This is a genomic window from Actinomyces procaprae (assembly GCF_004798665.1).
Taxonomy (GTDB): Bacteria; Actinomycetota; Actinomycetes; order Actinomycetales; family Actinomycetaceae; genus Actinomyces; species Actinomyces procaprae.
In genome coordinates this window covers 3034580-3053873 of the sequence record NZ_CP039292.1, presented here as the reverse complement: position 1 = coordinate 3053873, position 19294 = coordinate 3034580, and the positions used below count along the sequence as shown (strand labels likewise).

Here is a 19294-nt window from a genome sequence, read left to right as displayed (position 1 = left end):
CCGACGCCGACGGCGTCGCTTGCGCGTAATCAGGCGGTTACCGCCTCCTGTTGCTCGGCGTCGTCGTCGAAGCTGTCGAGGATGCGGGCGTTGCCGGGCAGTTTCAGGGCGAAGCACAGGAAGAAGGAGATGACGTAGATCCCGGCCAGCGCCATGGCCACCCACAGGTAGCCGGAGGCGGTGGTCTCGTCGCCCATCAGCAGGGTGACGATGGCCGGGCCCACGAATGCGCCCAGGCCGGCACCCAGGTTCAGGATGGCCAGCGCGTTGCCGGTCTCGCCGTGGGCGTGGGCGGTGATCAGCGGCGTGGTGGGCACGTGCGCACTGAGCCCGATGCCGACGGCGGAGGTGCCCAGGGCGATCAGGAAGAAGTTCGGCCCCGCGACGATCGGGATCAGGTAGATGTAGGCCAGCGCCGCCGCCGTAATGGGGGTGGCGAACCACTGGAGGGTGTTGCGCCAGCCGAGCTTGTCGCCGATCACGCCCCAGAAGACGTCGCCGAGGATGGCCACGAAGCCGAAGATGGAGAACTCCAGGATCGCCTGGGACTCGGGCATGCCGTAGACCTTGTGCAGGTAGACCACGTAGTAGGCCTGCATGCCGTATTGGCCGGACAGGTTGATGATCTTGACGACGCCGCCCACGGACACCTTCGGGTAGCGCCACAGTACCGAGACCGCCGAACCGACGGACTGGGCCACGGACTTGCCGCGGGTCTGCGCGGAGGAGGGGTGCAGCCGCAGGAACAGCATGCCGATGGTGCCGCCGACCGCCGCGAGCACCCAGCCGAGCCACAGGGTGGGGATGTGACCGATGTGGGGCAGCAGCAGGCTGGAGAAGTAGGAGCCGAGCAGCTGCATGCCCAGGCTGAAGGCGAACCAGAACCAGCCGGAGACCGAGGACTGCCGGGCGGGCGGGGTCACCATCATCGTCCAGGTCAGGAACCCGTAGGCGAACATGGGGTAGCCGAAGCCGCGGAACCCATAGAAAAGCAGCAGCAGCGGCAGATTATGGCTGGGCAGCCCGACGGCGATGAACAGTGCGTCGAACACCAGGAATGACACCAGGCCGATCAGCATCACCCGGCGGCAGCCGATCGCGTCGCACAGGGCTCCGGACAGGAAGGCGGCGATGGCCACGACCACCCCGTAGGAGGTGACGATCATCGAGGCCTGGGAGACGGTGAAGCCCACGGCCTCGCTGGACAGGTAGTTGGTGATCCAGACGGCCTCAATACCGTCGCCGATCACGAAGATGATGACCGCCAGGAACCCCGTGGCGAGGTTGGTGGGGAATCCGGTTTTCTGTATGGCTGCTATGAACCTGTTGGAACTGGGCATCGTTGCTCGATCACCTTTGGTCGCTGTTCAGGGCCGGCGTCCTTCGCCGGTGAACCCAGTTTGCGGTCCCCGAGTGACCGTCTTGCTGACCGGTTGACCGCTCGCGGCCGACCGATACGGGGCGCCATTGGCCATGGAACGTTGCGGTTGTAGGTGACCGGTTGTGGCGGGCGGTGACCGGTTAGGGCCGGAGGCGTGACCGCTTCGGCATCCGGCCAGACGACGGCGGTGCGCTCGGGCAGGCCGGGCCCTGCCCGCGGGCATCAACCGCGTTACGCGCTCACACCCGGTCGACCTGCGGGCCGAAGGAACCCAGGCGGCGTGCCGTAGCGGAGCGCAGCTCCCTGCCGGTGATGATGCGGTCCAGGGAGCGCGCATGCCCGAAGCGCACGAAGGTGGAGTGCCCGAACTTGGTGTGGTTGCCGACGAGTACGGCGCTGCGGGCGACGGCGAGCGCCGTCTCCTTGACCGCGGCGACCGCCGGGTCCGGGGTGGTCAGCCAGCCGTCGTCGGTGATGCCGTTGGCACCGATGAAGGCGAGGTCCGGCTCCATCCGTTCCAGCATGGTGGTGGCCCAGTGGTCGACGGCGCCCAGGGTCTTCGGCCGTATCCGACCGCCGACGGCGATCACGGTGTAGCGCGGCCGCTCGGCCAGCTCGATCGCCGTCGGCAGGGAGCTGGTCACCACGGTGAGTGGATGGTCAACGGGCAGGGCGCGCCCTACCAGCAGCGGCTGGTTGCCCTCGTCCAGGAAGACGGTTTCGGCGTGTCCCAGGCAGGCGGCGGCTGCCCGGGCGATGCGGTCCTTCTCATCAACGTTGTGGCTGGAGCGGAAATCGCGGCTGGTCTCGTAGGTGGCCGACTCCGCCGCCGCCACCCTGCCGTAGCTGCGGATGATCCGGCCACTGGACTCCAGGTGGCGCAGGTCGCGGCGGATGGTCTCCACGGATACGCCGAAGCGCCCGGGGAGCTCCGCCACATCCATCTCACCGCGCTCGCGCAGTTCGCGGATGAGCGCCTCCCGGCGCGCCCGGGTGTCCGAGCGCGCCGAGAGCGGATCAGGGGTGCCGTTGTTCATGCGAGCCTCGTTGCCGTCAGGTGCCGGCCGCCGGTGCCGCCCCGAGCGGCGGCACCGGGTCAGTGGGCGATCACCACGCCCAGGTTGCGCGGACCGTGCACGCCGTTGACGCGCACCAGCTCAATATCCGAGGTGGCCGATCCGCCGGCGATCCAGGTGGTGGGGCGGGTGGGGTGCTGCCCGAGCACGTCGACGGCCTGCGGCACCGTGGGCATGATCGTCTCCCGTTCCAGGACGACGACGTGCTTGTCCGGCACGAGGCTGATGGCGCGGCGGCCCTGGTCGGGCTCTCCGTCCAGGCAGATCGTGCCCGAGATGGAGATCCCCACGCGGGAGCAGGTCAGCACTGCCTCGATCCGGTCCAGTTCCAGGGTCGGGATCGGCTCCTGGCGGGAGTCCTCGTGCACGGTGCGCCCGCTGCGGGCGGCCGCATCCTTGTACTCCTGGGGCAGCCCGGCGGGGACGACGACGCTGCGCGCGTCCCCGAGCAGCTCGTCGATGGCGTCCAGGATGGCGGCGTCCTTCGGTGCGCGCACAACCGTGGCGGAGTAGTCCTCCAGTTTCTCCACCATGTCCGCCACGACCGGCTCGGAGCCGGGGGCGTCGGCGCCGACCCGGATGTAGTTGCGGGGAACCTCCCGCACCGGGCGGCCCTGCTGGGACCGGGAGATGGCCTCGCGGGCGCGGGCGAGAATAGCGGTCTTGGCGTCCATCAGCGGTTCTCCTCGGTGACATCGGGCTGGGCGGCGTCGACGGCGTCGGTGGCCGTGCGGGACGGCGTGATGCCCTCGGGGTGGGTGCGCTTCCACCAGTGCCGCAGCGACTCCTTGGGGGCGATCGGCAGGTCGCGCGACCGGGTCCACAGGGAGGCGGGGAACGGCAGGGCGCCGATCCGCCCGTCCTTGCCGATCAGCCGGGTGGCCTTGACCCCCTCGGTGGCGGCCAGCCAGGCCTTGCCGTTGGACATGACCGGGGCGGTGACGTTCATGGCCACGTCCCACATGTCCGGCACCAGGCGGCGTTTGACGTCCACGCTGCGGGCGCGCAGGTGGATGAGGATCGTGGGGATGTCGATCTTGACCGGGCACACCTCCGCGCAGGCCCCGCACAGGGAGGAGGCGAAGGGCAGGGTGTGGACCGGATCGTCGTCGTCGAGCCCCTGCGTGAGCTGGGGGGTGAGGATCGAGCCGATCGGCCCGGGGTAGACCGAGCCATAGGCGTGCCCGCCGGTGTGCTGGTAGACGGGGCAGATGTTCATGCATGAGCCGCAGCGGATGCAGGCGAGCGCCTGGCGGCCGATGGGGTCGGTGAGCACCTTGGTGCGGCCGTTGTCCATGAGGATCAGGTGGAACTCCTGCGGGCCGTCGCCGGGGGTCACGCCCGTCCACATGGAGGTGTAGGGGTTCATGCGCTCGCCGGTGGCGGAACGGGGCAGCAGCTGAGTGAAGATCTCCGCGTCCTGGTAGCGGGGGACCAGCTTCTCGATGCCCATCAGCGTGATCAGCGTGTCCGGCAGGGTCAGGCACATGCGGCCGTTGCCCTCGGACTCGAAGATGGAGACGGTGCCCGTTTCGGCGATGCCCATGTTGGTGCCGGAGACGGCCACCTTGGCGTGCAGGAACTTCTTGCGCAGGTGCGCGCGTGCGGCTCCTGCCAGCTCCTCGGGCTTGTCCGACAGGTCCTCGGGGGCGTCGCCCATGCGGTCCAGGAAGATGCCGCGCACCTCGGAGCGGTTGCGGTGGATCGCCGGGACCACGATGTGGGAGGGCATGTCGTCGGCCAGCTGGACGATCATCTCCGCCAGGTCGGTCTCGTGGGCGGTGATGCCCTCGTCCGCCAGGTACTCGTTGAGGTTGGTCTCCTGGGTGGCCATGGACTTGACCTTGACGACGTCGTCCACGCCCTTGGACTTGATGATGTCGGCGACGATCCGGTTGGCCTCGGCGGCGTCGCGCGCCCAGTGGACGATGCCACCGTTGGCGGTCACGTTCGCCTCGAACTGCTCCAGCAGCTCGGGTAGGCGGGAGGCGACCTCGAACTTCACCGCCTCGGCGGCCTCACGCAGGTCCTCCCAGTCCGGCATCTCATCCACGCGCAGCTGCCGCTTGTTGCGGATGGTGCGGGTGGCGTGGCCCAGGTTGCGGCGCATCTGGGTGTTGGCGAGGGTCTTGTGCGCGCCCTCGGGGAAGGTGTGGCCCCAGCGCAGCGTGTCCTGCGGGACCTCGACGTTGGTGCGCCAGCCCCCGGTGTGGGGCTGCTCCTCGGGGGAGGCGGCGGGCATGCCTAGGAATGTCTGGGTCATCAGAGTCTCACCTGGTCCTTGCTGGGCTGGAAGGAGGCGTGGCCTTCGAAGGGGGCCTCCTTGGTGGAGGCGAGGATCTCCGCCAGGTGCATTACGCGCACGCCGGAGTTGACGCGGGACAGGGCCCCGCCGATGTTCATCAGGCAGGAGTAGTCGCCGGTGCACAGCACTTCGGCACCAGTGGACATGACGTTCGCCGCCTTGTCCGCAACCATGGCGGTGGAGGTGTCAGAGTTCTTGATGGAGAAGGTGCCGCCGAAGCCGCAGCACACCTTCTCATCAGGCAGCTCGATGAGGGTCAGGCCCTCGACGGCCCGCAGTAGCCGGTAGGGGCGGTCTCCAACGTGCGCCACCCGCATGGAGTGGCAGGTGGGGTGGTAGGTGACCGTGTGCGGGAAGTAGGCGCCCACGTCCTCAAGGCCGAGTACGTCGATGAGGAACTCGGAGATGTCGTAGGTGTACTTGCTCAGCGCATCCACGCGCTTGACCAGGGCGGCGTCGCCCACGTGCTCGGCCACGAGCCGCTGTTCGTGCCGGGCGGCGCCGGCGCAGGAGCCGGAGGGCACGACGACGGCGTCCCACTCCCCGTCCAGGACCGGCTCGAAGGTCTTCACGTGGTTCTCCACGATGGCGGCCGCCTGCTTGAAGTAGCCGGTGTTGGCGTGCATCTGCCCGCAGCACGCCTGCCCCTGGGGGAAGACGACCTCGTGGCCGAGCCGCTCGAGAATACTGACGGTGGCCTGCGCGGCCTGGGGGAACATCGTGTCTGCCAGACACGTGGCGAATAGTGCGATGCGCAAGGGATTGGGTCCTTCCTCCACGGCGGCGTTGGCGTATCCGTGACCAGGTTAGGGCAGCGGCGCAGGCGTCTCCACCGGTCGGCGCAACTTCGCGGGAGCTCCCTGGGCGAAGCCTGATATTTCGCGGAAAAGTGGGTTCCGCTTGGGGTGGGTGCTGGAGCTTTCGGATAGAGTCCTGGGCGCGTTTGGGATCACATTCCGCAAGTCCTGTCTTCGGTTTTCCTCACCTGTTGCCGCGTGCGGCCGACGATGTCGTTGGCCGACTCTTCCGGTTCGAGGGTGCGGGTGTGGGGAGCGGGGCGGTTTCCGGGGTGTGCGGCTGCTTGCGGTTGGCCACCTGGCGCCGACGCTTCGGCACTTCCGACGACGCTTCGGCACTTGGCATCAGCGTTTCGTACCCTCCGGTGACGGTTCGTACCCTGGAGTGCCGAACCGTCACCGGAGGGTACGAAGCGTCCCCCGGAAGGTACGAAGCGTCGTCCCGCCGGTTAAGGGGCTCTTCCGGTTTGGGGGCGGGGGTGTGGTTGTCTGGGGCGGCGGCAGGAGTGCTGCCGATGTCCTGGGGCATGGCGTGGGGTGGGGTGGGGTGTCTGGTGCGCCTGCTGGGCGTTAACAACGCTACTTAACGCTCTGCTGTATACCTCTGGGGCCTGCAGCAGACGGTTAACTGGCGTTGTTAACCCCGAAGTGGCGTTGCAGACGGCGAAGTGGCGTAGTAGACCGCGAAGCGGCGAAGTAGGCCGGGAAGCGGCGCAGTAGACCGGGAAGTGGCGCAGCAGACGGCCCCGCTCCCGGGCGCCGGAGCCGTCGGCAGCCAAGTGCAGCCAGGCCTGGCGTTCTGGCATGGCGAGCCGACCCAGCTCACCACGCCAGGGTCACCGCGCCCCCCCACCCCGCAAGACGCCGACCACCACCACACCCACCAGCACCAAGAGCCAACCCGGAGATCGCCTGGCGGGGGACTGTCCGAGGACGACGGCTAGCCACCGCCGAAGCGGCCCGGCGGACAACGTCCCCACCGGCCCGAGCACGCCCCCGCCGGCCTGACGACGTGCTCGGCGGCCCGAAAACGTCCTCGTGCGCCCGACAACGACCTGCGCTGGTCGAGCACGTCCTCGTAAGCCCGAAACCCTCCCGAACGTGGAGGGTTTGGGGATGATGAGGACGTTCTCGGCAGACCAGCACCTACCGAGCACGACCCCGCCGGCCCGAACACGACCCCGCCGGCCCGACATCGACCTCATCCGCCCCCGAGAACGTCCCCGTCAGCCCGACGTCGACCTCACCGCCCCAACCACGACCACCGCGAACACCGCTACCCGGGCCGAATCCGCCACGCCGGAAGCACCACACGCTCAAACCGGAAGAGCCGGGAATTGCCATCCCGCTACGAGCCCTGCCCCCTTGAACCTGGCGTTACGCCGTCAGGAGTAGTGCCCGGTGCCGACCATGACGACGAGGTTGCAGTCGGCGGACAGTGCCAGCTCATCCACGGTGAACCGCTCCGAGCCGCCCACGGGGTCGGCGTTCTCGGTGTCAAGAATCCGGTTCGCGTCGGACTCCAGGACGGTGGCGAAGGTGCAGTCCTGGGGGACGTACTGGTGCAGGTCGGGGTAGATCGGCGGCAGCAGGTCGGGCGTGGTAGTGGCGGCGTCACCCAGCGCCCGGCTGGTGGCCTGGTCGACTTCGACGACGGCGTGGAACCAGTAGGGGCGATCGGGTTCCGGCAGCGGCCACTCGCCCTTGTTGACCCGATACTGCCCGACGAAGTGCACGCCTGTGGCGCCCATTGCCGGCATGCGACTGGTGACCGAGTCCAGAGAGGTCTGGACGGTCAGTGGGTCGGGCACGTACTGCGTGAACTCGGCGAAACGCGCATCCTGCGCGCTGTCCGGCTGGGCGTCCCGACCCGGGAGGGGAGTAACCGAGCAGGCTCCGAGGAGGAGAGCCTTGCAGACAGCCAGTGCGGTGAGGAGCCCGCACCTCGGGAGTCGGGCGCATACCCGCCGGCCCGAGTACGACCGTGGGAGCCCGGATACGGCCCCCACCTCCCGAGGCCACCGCGAACGCGGAGTGGCCGGGGAGGAAGCGGCCGTATCCGACAAACGGCCCCCGGTCGAAGTCGCCGGCGCCACCGTCAGGCCGGCATGTAGGCGCCCATCCAGCCCTGGGACGCGGCCAGCACCAGGCAGCACAGCACAAGCAGCAGGCCGATGGAGTAGGGGGCGGCCTTCTTGAGGATCTCCGCGTCGGTGCCGGGGGCGTCCACGGCGGTGGTCACCACCGCCAGGTTCTGCGGGGAGACGATCTTGCCCAGGCCACCACCGATGGTGTTGGCTGCGAGCAGGATGCGTGGGTCCAGGTTGGCCTCCGCGGCAGCGGTTGCCTGCAGGTTGGCGAACAGCGCGCCGGCACTGGTGGCCGAGCCCGCCACCGCCGTACCGACCCAGCCCAGGACGGGGGAGAGGAAGGCGAAGGCGGCGCCCGTGGTGGCCAGGGCCGCGCCGACGGCGGTGGTCTGGCCGGAGAAGTTCATGACATAGGCCAGCGCCATGACGGAGGCGATGGTGAGGATGGACATGCGCAGGGTGTAGATGGTGCGCGGCAGTGCTGCGAACATGGCACCGATGGACGTTTGGAAGCGTCCGCCCGAGGAGCGGGTGCCGTAGACGATGCACACGATCACCGCCGTCAGCAGGATCCAGGTGCCCGGGTTGGACAGGGTCTGCAGGTTGTAGACGGCGGAGGTGGAGGCCTCGCCGTCGGCGGTGAGCAGGTTGCCGTACACGCCCGGCCAGGGGATCTTGATATCGGTTCTGGACAGGACGGCGGACAGGTCCACCCCGAGCTTCCACAGCTTGGTGATGGCGATGATCACCACCACCAGCACGTAGGGCAGCAGCGCCAGGATGATGCGCTCGCGGTCGGGCTTGTCCGCGGCGGCCACCTCGGAGTGGTACTCCTCCGGCGTGCTCGGCGTCCACGCCAGCAGGAACAGGTAGCAGGCGGCGAAGGCCAGCAGCGCGCCCACCACCGAGGTCAGCTCGTAGGAGACGCCGGGGGTGATGAAGTGGCCGGCGCCGGCCGCGATGCCGGCCACCAGGGCCAGCGGCCACAGCTGCCGGATGCCGCGTGCGCCGTCGAGGATGAACAGCAGCAGGAAGGGCACCAGCACGCACATGAGGGAGGTCAGGTGACCCATGTTCTGGGCGACGGACACCGGGTCCTGGCCGCCGAGGTTCCCGGCCGTGGTCACCGGGATGGACATGGCGCCGAAGCCGACGTAGATGCCGTTGCCCACGATGGTGGCGATCGCCGCCTTGATCTTGGGAACGCCGAGGGTCACCAGCATGGCGGCGGTGATGGCCACCGGTGCGCCGAAGCCGGCCAGGCCCTCCAGCAGGCCGCAGAAGCAGAAGGCCACGATCAGCGCCTGGGCGCGCTGGTCGCCCTTGCCGATCGTGTTGAACACGGCCTTGAGGTCCTGGCTGCGCCCGGAGGTCTCGGTGAGGTTGTACAGCCAGACGGCGGCGATGATGATGTAGATGATGGGGATGAAGCCCATCGCCAGCCCCTGCGTGGCCGACAGCGCCGTCATTCCCACCGGCATGTGGAAGGCGACGACGGCGATCACGGCGGACAGCGCCAGGGAGATGATCGCGCACCAGTGCGTGGCGACCTTGAAGGCGCCCATGAGCACGAAGAACGCGATCAGCGGCAGCAGGCCGACGATCGCGGTGATGAAGACGTTGCCGCCGACGGCGGTCGTCGAGGGTGTGAAGGCCGTGGCGAGCAGTGGTGCGGTGAGCGTCATAGTGGGTTCCGGGCTGGTCGGGGGCATCGACGTCGGGACCGGGCGTTGCGTGCCGTGGCCGCGACGTGTGGATCATCTCATCTTTTCGCCGCTGACGTGTAGGGCTCGGCGGACTTGTGCGGATCTCCGTATCCCACCCGGAGGGCCCACGTTGTTGCCGGATATGCGGCGGGGTCCGGTGCCGTAATGGCACCGGACCCCGGTGATGCGACTGACGCAGGCGGCCGGGCCGCGCCCGCATCAGCCGTGGCGGCTCACGATACGGACTGGCGTGTCGCGGCTATGAGACTCACTTGACGTCGTCGTCGACCCAGTCGAGGGTGCGAGTGACGGCCTTCTTCCACAGCCGGTAGGTGCGGTCGCGCTCGGCGGCGTCCATCGACGGCGTCCAGCGCTTGCCCTCCTGCCAGTTGGCGATGACGTCCTCGGTGCCGCTCCAGAAGCCGACGGCGATGCCGGCGGCGTAGGCGGCTCCCAGTGCGGTGGTCTCGGCCACCACGGGACGGATGACATCGACGCCGCACAGGTCCGCCTGGAACTGCATGACCAGGTCGTCATTCGTCATGCCGCCGTCGACCTTGAGCTCCTTGAGCGGAACCCCGGCGTCGGCGTTGATCGCGTCGAGCAGCTCGGCGGACTGGAAGGCGGTGGACTCCTCCACGGCGCGGGCGATGTGCCCCTTGGTGGCGTAGCGGGTCAGGCCCACGATCACGCCGCGGGCGTCGTCGCGCCAGTAGGGGGCGAACAGGCCGGAGAATGCGGGCACGAAGTACACCCCGCCGTTGTCCTCCACGGTCTGCGCCAGCGCCTGGATGTCGCTTGACTTCTCAATCATGCCGAGGTTGTCGCGCAGCCACTGCACCAGGGAGCCGGCCACCGCGATGGAGCCCTCCAGTGCGTACACCGGCTTGGAGTCGCCCAGCTGGTACAGCACGGTGGTCAGCAGGCCGTTCTTCGAGAAGACGGGCTCCTCACCGGTGTTCATGAGCATGAAGCAGCCGGTGCCGTAGGTGTTCTTCGCGGTGCCGACCTCGAAGCAGGCCTGCCCGAAGGTGGCCGCCTGCTGGTCGCCGAGGATCCCGGAGATGGGGGTGTCGATCAGCAGGCCGTTCTTGCGGCCGTAGCCGTACACCTCCGAGGAGGAGCGGATCTCGGGCAGCATGGACATCGGGATGCCGAAGTCCGTGCAGATGTCCTCGCGCCACTTCAGCGTGCGCACGTCCATCAGCAGCGTGCGGGAGGCGTTGGTGACGTCGGTGACGTGCACGCCGCCGTTGACGCCGCCGGTCAGGTTCCACACGACCCAGGTGTCGGGGGTGCCGAACAGCAGGTCCCCGGCCTCGGCCTTCTCGCGGGCCCCGGGCACGTTGTCCAGGATCCACTTCACCTTGGTGGCCGAGGGGTAGGTGGAGATGTTCTCGCCGGTGATCTGGCGGTAGCGCTCGGTTCCCAGCGGGTCGCCGGCGGCGATCTCACGGGCGATCGCGGCGGTGCGGGTGTCCTGCCAGACGATGGCGTTGTAGACCGGTTCGCCGGTGTTCTTGTCCCACACGATGGTGGTCTCGCGCTGGTTGGTGATGCCGACGGCGGCCAGCGAGTGGCGGTTGATCTCCGCCTTCTGCAGGGCCTCGGCGACGACGGCGCGCACCGACTCCCAGATCTCGACCGGGTCGTGCTCGACCCAGCCGGGGTTGGGGAAGATCTGGGTGAACTCCTGCTGGCCGACGGCGACCACCTCACCGGAGTGGTTGAAGATGATCGCGCGAGACGAGGTGGTGCCCTGGTCGATCGCCAGGACGAACTTCTCGGTCTCGGTGGTTTCAGTCATGGACGAGTCCTTTCACTTCGTTGTGATTGCTGGCCGCGTCAGAACAGACCGGCCATGTTGGGGATGAGCAGGCCGGCGACGATGCCGCCGATGAGCGGGCCCACGACCGGTACCCAGGAGTAGGCCCAGTCGGAGGAGCCCTTGCCGCGGATCGGCAGGATGGCGTGCGCCACGCGCGGACCGAGGTCGCGGGCGGGGTTGATGGCGTACCCGGTGGGGCCGCCCAGCGACAGGCCGATGGCGACGATCACGAAGGCGACGGCCAAGGGACCCAGCTCGGAGGGGGACTTGCCGTTGTAGATCACCCAGGCGACCAGGGCGAAGGTGCCGATGGCCTCGGTGACCACGTTCCAGCCGTAGGCGCGGATGCCGGGGCCGGTGGAGAAGCAGCCGAGCTTGGCGTCGGCGGGCGCCTCCTCGTCGAAGTGCTTCTTGTAGGCCAGCCAGGCGCCCACGGCGCCGAGGAAGGCGCCGAGGAACTGGGCGATGATGTAGACGATCATGTTCGTCGCCGTCGCAGGGACACCGGCGGCCAGGTCCTTGCCGGCGACCGCCAGCCCGATGGTGACCGCGGGGTTCAGGTGACCGCCGGTCGCGTACGCGGCGTAGACGCCCATGAAGACCGCCAGGCCCCATCCGAAGGCGATGACGATCCAGCCGGAGGCCTGGGCCTTCGACTTGGGGAGGTTGACCGCGGCGCAGACGCCGGCTCCGAAGAGGATGAGGATGAAGGTCCCGAAGAACTCCGACAGGAAGATCTGGGCGAGACTCATGGCCTGCTCACTTTCTGCACGACAGCGTGCTTGATGCGTAGGGCGAGCGGCTCGCGGCCGCACGCATTCCACGAAGGGACGGACGAAGCACTGGCCGCGCCCGAACAGGTCCGAAAGTACTCGGGGTCACATGGGTATTCGGAGTGCCGAGCCGGTCTTGTTATGTGATGGTGAGCTGAGGCTAAGACGTCGGAGTGCTGTTATTGTGCGGATAAGTCCTGGTGCCGGCGAATCCGGCGGGAAATAGTTGCGTCGCGTAGTGACGCGCGATGAACGTTTGCGCATTGCGCGTGCACGAGCTCTCTGGGACGTGTAGTCATAAAAGCGGCAGCGCGGGAAGGAGCGTGCCACACGTGCGGACGAGGCACGTGCAGCCGGGGCGGGTCGCATGCCCGCCTCGATGGACGAGGAGGTCCCCAGTGAGAGCCATAACTGCCGACGTGGTCGTCGTCGGCGGCGGCGCCACCGGCGTCGGTGTCGCCCGGGATGCCGCCATGCGCGGCATGAGCGTCGTGCTGCTGGAGCGCGCCGACCTCGCCCAGGGCACCTCCGGCCGCTTCCACGGGCTGCTGCACTCCGGTGGCCGCTACGTCGTCTCCGATCCCGGCTCCGCCCGCGAGTGCGCGGAGGAGAACGCGATCGTCTCCCGCATCCACGCCGACGCCATCGAGCGCACGGGCGGCATGTTCGTAGTGGGCCCCGAGGACGACCTGGACTTCTCCGATCAGTTCCTCATCGGTGCCGCGCAGACCGGCGTTGCCTGCGAGGAGCTCAGCCTCTCCGAGGCGCTGCGGATGGAGCCCCGGCTGAACCCCGGCATCAAGCGCGTCTTCGCCGTCAATGACGGCGCCGTCGACGGCTGGCAGATGGTCTGGGGCGCCGCCCGCTCGGCCCGGGCCCATGGCGCCACGATCCTGACCTACCACGAGGTCACGGACCTGGTGGTCGAGGGTGAGGGGGAGGACCGCCGCGTCGTCGCCGTGCGGGCGCGCGGCCTGAAGACCGGCGAGGACCTGGCCGTCACCTGCGCCGTGGTGGTCAACGCCGCCGGTCCCTGGGGCGGGCGCCTGGCCGCCATGGCCGGCTCGGAGGCGATTGAGATCGTCGCCGGCGCGGGCATCATGATCGCCGTCAACCACCGGGTCGTGAACCATGTCATCAACCGCTGCGTCTACCCGGCCGACGGCGACATCATCGTCCCCGACCACACGGTTTCCATCATCGGCACCACCGACCGCCGCGTCCCCGACCCCGACCACCTGCTGATCCCGCGTGAGGAGGTGGCCCAGATGCTCGACGCCGGTGAGGCGCTGATCCCGGGCTTCCGGCAGGCCCGGCTCGTGCACGCCTGGGCGGGCGCCCGCCCACTGGTGCGTGACAAGCGCGTAGCCGGCACCGACACCCGCCACATGAGCCGCGGCATGACCGTCCTGCGGCACAGCGAGGCAGAGGGACTGGCCGGGCTGATCACCGTGGCCGGCGGCAAGCTCACCACCTATCGGCTCATGGCCAAGAATACCGTCGACGCCGTGTGCGCCGAGCTCGGCGTCGACCGCCCCTGCACCACGGACGCGGAGGCGGACCCCGGCTCCGAGCACGGCCGTAACTACCAGGTCTCTCACCGCCTGGCTGCACGTGAGCAGGACCGGCTGGAGAATCAGACGATCTGCGAGTGCGAGCTGGTCACCCGCAAGATGCTCACCGATCTGATGGATGAGCAGCCCGACGCGTCCTTCGACGATCTGCGCCGCCAGCTGCGCATCGGCATGGGGCCGTGCCAGGGCGGCTTCTGCGCCGCCCGCGTCGCCGGCGTGCACGTGTGCAAGGGACGGACCAGCGCCGCCGACGCCACCGAGCTGCTGCGCACCTTCCTGCGGCACCGCTGGATCGGGCTGTGGTCGGTCCTGCACGGCGAGCAGGTCCGCGAGGCGGCCCTGGACTTCTGGATGCTGCAGGGAACCCTCGACGTCGAGGACCTGCCCGCCGTCGCGCCCCCCGCCGCCGCGGCGACCCCCATCGCGGACGCCGAGGATGGCGAGGAACTACCGGAGGAGATGGCTGCGGCGCTGGCGGCCCTGGCGGCCCCGCCCCGGCTCGACCCCGATGCCGCAGCCCTGGCAGGCGCTTTCCGTGCCGCCACCGAGCAGAAACAGGAGGCCCGCGCATGAGCAGCGACGTCGTCGTCATCGGCGCCGGGATATCGGGATACGCCGCGGCGCTGCGGCTGCGCCGGGCCGGCGCCACCGTCACCCTGGTCACCAAGGGCATGGGCGGACTGGCGCTGTCCCCAGGCACGGTAGACGTGCTCGGACGCCTCGGCGGCGCGGCCGGTCCCGCTGGACCGGGAGCCGGAACCACTGCGGAGGAGCGCTCCGCGCGCCGCGCCATTACCCGCCCCTATGCCGCCATCGCCGCCGCTGACCTGCTGCCCGAAGGGCACCCCTACCGCGTGATCGGTCGGCGCGCCACCGCAGCCGGCGTGGACCGCTTCGCCGCCCTGGTCGGCTCCGAGCTGCTCACCGCCCGGCCGGACGCCGTGGAGGACGCCGGCGCGGGCGACGCCGGCGCGGGGTCGGGCGGCTCCGCCGCGCCGGCCGGTGATGGCCCCGCGAACCTGTGGCTGCCCACCGCCGTCGGTGCCATACGCCCCACGCTGCTGGTGCAGCCCTCCATGCAGGCCTCGGTGCTGCGCGACGGCGGACACTACCTGGTGGTGGGCCTGGCCCGGCTGAAGGACTTCACCGCCGACATGGCTGCCGGGAACCTGAATCGCAGCACGCTGCCGGATGGTGGGCGCGTGCGGGCGCGCGCACTGACCGTCGACTTCGTGGCCCGCGGCGGCGAGAGCGACACGAATGCCGTCGGGCACGCCCGTGCCCTGGACGGCGCCGAGGGAATCGACCGGCTGGCGCGCCTGCTGGACGGCAGGGTGCGCGACGGTGAGACCGTGCTGCTGCCCGCCGTGCTCGGGCTGGACCGTCCCGGCGTCTTCCGGGAGCTCGCCGAGCGGCTGGGGGCGCCGGTGGGGGAGATCCCGCTGGTGCCGCCGTCGGTGCCGGGCCTGCGGCTGGAGCACCGGCTGGACCGGCTCGCCTCCGCCGAGCGTGTGCGCATGGTCATGGGCGCGCGCGTGGTCTCCACCCGCGTGGAGCGCGGCCGCCTGGTATCGGTCACCACTGCCGCCGCCGGCCGGCCCCGCGAGCACCGTGCCGCCGCCTTCATCCTGGCTGCGGGCGGATTCGAGTCCGGCGCCCTGGCCATGGACTCCCACGGGCGGGTGACCGACACGGTCCTCGGCCTGCCGCTGGCCGGGGTCACCGCCGACGGCGCCGAGAATCTGCGCCGCCTGGTCCACCGTGATTACTGGGGCGCGCCCCAGGGGCTGTTCCGGGTGGGCGTGGCGGTCGACGCCGGGATGCGGCCGCTGGGGCCCGACGGCGCCGCCGCGCTGGCGGGTGTGCACGCCGTCGGCGGCGTACTGGCGGGCGCCGTGCGCTGGAGTGAGAAGTCCGGGGAGGGCATCGCGTTGGGATCGGCGCAGGCCGCCGTCGACGCCGTCCTGGCCGATCTGGGCTGCCCGCCCGCCCACACCGCCGCCGCGGAGGCGGACGCCGCGACCAGTCGGGCCGCCGGGCCCGGTGAGAGCAAGGAGCAGGACTGATGTTCGACGTCGACACCCTGGCCCAGCGCTGGGATCTGCCGCTGCCCGGCAAGGGCGGGGAGCGGGTGAGGAGCGGTGCCGCCGCGGTCGAGACCGCAGCCCACGCGCTGGCGCGGGCCAGCCTGGACTGCTGCGTCAAGTGCACCATCTGCGAGACCGCCTGCCCGGTCATGGAGGTCACGGAGTTGTTCCCCGGACCGAAGTTCGTCGGCCCGCAGGCCGAGCGCTACCGCAACGGTGAGAGCGTGGACCACTCCATCGACTACTGCTCATCGTGCGGCACCTGCACCCGGGTGTGCCCGCAGGGCGTGAAGATCGCCGAACTGAACAACCAGGCCCGCGCCGTCATGCGCGCCCAGAACCGGGCCGTGCCCGTGCGCGACCGGCTGATCACGCAGACCACCCTCATGGGGAGGGTGATGACCCCGATCGCGCCACTGGCCAACGCCGCCCTGGCCAACAAGCCGATCCGCGTGGTCATGGAGAAGACGGTCGGCGTGCACCGCGACGCCCCCATGCCGCACGCGCAGCCGCAGTCGCTGGCCGGCTGGCTGCGTCGCCGCACCAAGCGGACTCACACGCTGGTCCCGGCCGGCTCCCGCGGCCCGATCGTGTTCTTCCACGGCTGCGCCGGCGGCTACTTCGAGGTGGAGACCTCCAAGCGCGCCATCGAGGTGCTTGAGCACATCGGGTATGAGGTGATCGTGCCCAAACAGGGCTGCTGCGGCCTGGCCGCCCAGTCCAACGGCCTGTACGGGCAGGCCTCCGCCGCCGTCGTGCGGCTGTGCGAGCAGCTGACGGCGGCCGGGAAGGACCTGACGATCGTGTCCTCCTCCGGCTCCTGCGCCGGTATGCTCAAGCACGAGGCGCACGAGATCATGGGGGTGGATGCGCAGGTGCTCGCCGACGTCGCCCCGCGCACCGTGGAGCTGTCGGAGTTCCTGCGCGACCTCGACGACGCCGGCGAGCTGCCCCACCGCTTCCGCCGTATCGACGCCACAGTCGCCTACCACGCCCCCTGCCAGCTCAAGGGGCAGAACATGGGGATGCCCGCGATCGAGCTGATGGAGCTGGTGCCCGGCTTCCATGTGGTCGAGTCCGGGCGGGCCTGCTGCGGCATCGCCGGCACCTATGGGCTGAAGCGGGAGAAGTACGAGGTCGCGCAGGCGGTCGGGGGGCCCCTTTTCGACGTCGTGCGCGAGGTCAACCCGAACCTGGCGGTGTGCGACACCGAGACCTGCCGCTGGCAGATCGAGCAGTCCAGCGGCGTCAAGACGGTGCACCCCATCTGGGTGCTGCATGCCGCCTACGGCCTGTCACGCCTGGCCGGCATCGAGCCCCGCCCCAACCACTGAGATCGGTAGATCTTACGTACCGAGGTCGGTAGATCTTACGTACCGAGGTCGGTAGATCTTACGTACCGAGGTCGGTAGATCTTACGTACCGAGGTCGGTTGTTGTTACGTGCCGAGACCGGCGCTATTGGGGATGTTTGGGTTTGTGGGTGTGTGCCGGTGGGCGGGGTGTGACGGTTCGTGGGGGGCGACGCACGAATCGTCGCTGCTACCTGGCGAACCGTCAACCAAATACGCGAACCGTCCACCCCCGGCGCCGACCCGAAAACGAGCTCCCGCGCCCGACAACGACCACCGCATCGCAGCCCCGATCCGAACGCCACACCCTAAACGTGACGAGCCGCTAATGGTGTGCCGGTCGGAGGCCAAGATCATCAAAGCTGGTTGTATCGACCGACCTCGGTGGTTGTATCGACCGACCTCGGTGGTTATATCGACCGACCTCGGTGGTTATATCGACCGACCTCGGTGGTTATATCGACCGACCTCGGTGGTTATATCTACCGACCTCGGTGGTTATATCTACCGACCTCGGCGGGGTGCGGAGGGCGGGGTGCGGAGGGTGGGGTGCGGAGGGCTCAGACCGCCCGGCTGACGTGGGCGACGGCGGCCGCATCGGTGGACTCGGCCTCCGCAGCGGCCAGCTGCTCCACCCGCTCGGCGTAGGCCGCCCTCTCCGCCGCCACCTGGTCCTCACTCCAGTCCAGCAGCGGCGCCATCACCGCGAGCACCTCGTCGGCGACTCCCAGGCCCCGGTCGCGGCGCTCCAGGTCCAGGCGCACCCGGCGCAGCAGCACGTCGTCGAGGTGGGCGGCGCCCTCATGGGTGACGGCCCAGGCGACCTCCGCCCGCAGGTAGGCGGGCGCACCCGGGAGCGGCTCGCCCCAGGCAGGTTCGTCGGAGGCCACGGCGTCGTGGGTGTCGACGGCGTCCAGGAGTGCGGGCAGCTCGTCACCGTAGCGGTCCAGCAGGTGCGTGACCCGGGCCAGGGTCCAGCCGCGCTCGCGGGCGATGTCCCCGGCCCGCGCGGCCAGCTCGTGGTAGCCGGCGGCGCCGACCAGCGGCAGCTCGGCGGTGGCGCAGGGGTGGGCGTGGGCCAGGGCCTCGCCGAGGGCGTGGTCGACGGCGTCGGCCGCCATGACCCGGTAGGTGGTCAGCTTGCCGCCGGCGATCGCCGTCAGCCCGGGGGCCACCCGGGTGACCGTGTGCTCGCGGGAGACCTTCGTGCTGGCGGCCTGGGCGCCGGGCCGCAGCTGCGGCTGCAGCAGCGGGCGCAGGCCGGCGTAGACGCCGATGATGTCCGCGCGCGTAAGCGGGCGGGAGAGCACCTCGTTGGCGTGGTCGAGCACGTAGTCGACGTCGGCGGCGGTAGCCACAGGCTTGGCGACGTCCTCGGTCCAGGGGGTGTCGGTGGTGCCGATGACCCAGTACCGCTGCCAGGGGATGATGAACAGCACGGACTTCTCGGTGCGCAGGAAGATGCCGGTCTCGGCGTCGATGGCCTCCTTGGGGACCACGATGTGGATGCCCTTGGAGGCGAGCACCTTCAGCCCGCCGGCGTCGGTGGCCAGGTCCTGGGTGGCCTCGGTCCACACTCCGGTGGCGTTGATGGTGCGGGCGGCGCGGATGCTGCGGGACTGGCCGGTCTCCAGATCGGTGACGGCCGCGCCGATGACGGCGCCGTGGTCGTCCTTGAGGAAGCCGGTCACCTTGGTGCGGCCGGCGGCGTGTGCCCCCAGGCCGACGGCGGTGCGCACCAGGTCGATGACCAGCCGGGAGTCGTCGACGCGGGCGTCGTAGAAGCGGATCGCCCCGACCAGCTTGTCCGGGTTCAGGGCGGGGGCCAGGGCGCGGGTGCCTCTGCGGCCCAGGTGCTTCTGCACCGGGACCGTCTGGTGCCCGCGGGCTCCCGCGATGGCCAGGGCGTCGTACATGCCCACTCCGACGGCGGAGTAGGAGCGCTCGTAGTGGTGCTTGAGCGGCCACAGGAACGGCTGGGCCTTGACCAGGTGCGGCGCCGTGGTGGTCAGCAGGCGGCCGCGCTCGGTCAGGGCCTCGTGCACCAGCGCGAAGTCCAGCTGGTAGAGGTAGCGCAGGCCGCCGTGGACGAGCTTGGAGGACCAGGACGATGTCCCCGAGGCCCAGTCACCCATCTCTACGATGCCGGTGCGCAGCCCGCGGGCGGCGGCGTCCAGGGCGATGCCGGCGCCCGTCACGCCCCCGCCGACGACGAGCACGTCCAGGCCCTCTCCGCTGGACATGGCCTCCAGGGCGTCTTGACGCTGGGCTGCGGTGAGGGCGGTGTTGCGCATGGAAGCCTCCTATAAGGCGGATAGAAAGTATT

Annotated in this window: 13 protein-coding genes; 3 read left to right on the top strand and 10 right to left on the bottom strand. The window is 69.8% G+C overall.

Annotation, left to right across the window (positions count from 1 at the left end; translation table 11 throughout):
- Positions 1 to 29: 29 nt before the first annotated feature.
- From E4J16_RS12480 to E4J16_RS12440, 9 genes are all read right to left on the bottom strand, one after another.
- Positions 30 to 1340 (bottom strand): MFS transporter, encoded by a 1311-nt coding sequence (locus E4J16_RS12480; RefSeq protein ID WP_136192649.1) that lies wholly within the window; start codon positions 1338 to 1340, stop codon positions 30 to 32.
- Between the two features lie 280 nt (positions 1341 to 1620).
- Entirely contained in the window at positions 1621 to 2418 is a 798-nt protein-coding gene (locus E4J16_RS12475) for a DeoR/GlpR family DNA-binding transcription regulator (protein WP_136314167.1), read from the bottom strand.
- A gap of 59 nt (positions 2419 to 2477) precedes the next feature.
- Entirely contained in the window at positions 2478 to 3131 is a 654-nt protein-coding gene (locus tag E4J16_RS12470; protein WP_136192647.1) for a LutC/YkgG family protein, read from the bottom strand.
- Positions 3131 to 4720: a LutB/LldF family L-lactate oxidation iron-sulfur protein gene (locus E4J16_RS12465; RefSeq protein ID WP_136192646.1), complete on the bottom strand. Its 1590-nt coding sequence runs from the start codon at positions 4718 to 4720 to the stop codon at positions 3131 to 3133. The genes E4J16_RS12470 and E4J16_RS12465 overlap by 1 nt, the downstream gene beginning before the upstream one ends.
- Positions 4720 to 5520, bottom strand: a complete 801-nt coding sequence (locus tag E4J16_RS12460; protein WP_136192645.1) for a (Fe-S)-binding protein — start codon at positions 5518 to 5520, stop codon at positions 4720 to 4722. The genes E4J16_RS12465 and E4J16_RS12460 overlap by 1 nt, the downstream gene beginning before the upstream one ends.
- A gap of 1424 nt (positions 5521 to 6944) precedes the next feature.
- Positions 6945 to 7370, bottom strand: a complete 426-nt coding sequence (locus E4J16_RS12455; RefSeq protein ID WP_136314166.1) for a hypothetical protein — start codon at positions 7368 to 7370, stop codon at positions 6945 to 6947.
- A 287-nt stretch (positions 7371 to 7657) separates the two neighbouring features.
- The gene (locus tag E4J16_RS12450) at positions 7658 to 9334 is read right to left on the bottom strand and encodes an L-lactate permease (RefSeq protein ID WP_136192643.1); all 1677 of its coding nucleotides are present in this window, start codon (positions 9332 to 9334) and stop codon (positions 7658 to 7660) included.
- A 289-nt stretch (positions 9335 to 9623) separates the two neighbouring features.
- Positions 9624 to 11162: a glycerol kinase GlpK gene (gene glpK / locus E4J16_RS12445; protein ID WP_136314165.1), complete on the bottom strand. Its 1539-nt coding sequence runs from the start codon at positions 11160 to 11162 to the stop codon at positions 9624 to 9626.
- Positions 11163 to 11200: 38 nt separating this feature from the next.
- Positions 11201 to 11935: an MIP/aquaporin family protein gene (locus E4J16_RS12440; RefSeq protein ID WP_136192641.1), complete on the bottom strand. Its 735-nt coding sequence runs from the start codon at positions 11933 to 11935 to the stop codon at positions 11201 to 11203.
- 419 nt (positions 11936 to 12354) lie between these two features.
- Here E4J16_RS12440 and glpA point away from each other — a divergent pair, with 419 nt between their 5' ends.
- The 3 genes from glpA to E4J16_RS12425 are packed head-to-tail and all read left to right on the top strand — an operon-like array spanning position 12355 to position 16951.
- Positions 12355 to 14103: an anaerobic glycerol-3-phosphate dehydrogenase subunit GlpA gene (gene glpA / locus E4J16_RS12435; protein ID WP_136314164.1), complete on the top strand. Its 1749-nt coding sequence runs from the start codon at positions 12355 to 12357 to the stop codon at positions 14101 to 14103.
- Positions 14100 to 15596, top strand: coding sequence for a glycerol-3-phosphate dehydrogenase subunit GlpB (glpB, locus tag E4J16_RS12430; protein WP_136314163.1), 1497 nt, complete (start codon positions 14100 to 14102; stop codon positions 15594 to 15596). The genes glpA and glpB overlap by 4 nt, the downstream gene beginning before the upstream one ends.
- Entirely contained in the window at positions 15596 to 16951 is a 1356-nt protein-coding gene (locus E4J16_RS12425) for an anaerobic glycerol-3-phosphate dehydrogenase subunit C (protein ID WP_136314162.1), read from the top strand. The genes glpB and E4J16_RS12425 overlap by 1 nt, the downstream gene beginning before the upstream one ends.
- A 577-nt stretch (positions 16952 to 17528) precedes the next feature.
- On the opposite strand, the gene E4J16_RS12420 is transcribed toward E4J16_RS12425, so the two are convergent.
- On the bottom strand, positions 17529 to 19262 hold the full coding sequence (locus E4J16_RS12420; RefSeq protein ID WP_204519853.1) for a glycerol-3-phosphate dehydrogenase/oxidase: 1734 nt from the start codon (positions 19260 to 19262) through the stop codon (positions 17529 to 17531).
- Between the last annotated feature and the right edge of the window lie 32 nt (positions 19263 to 19294).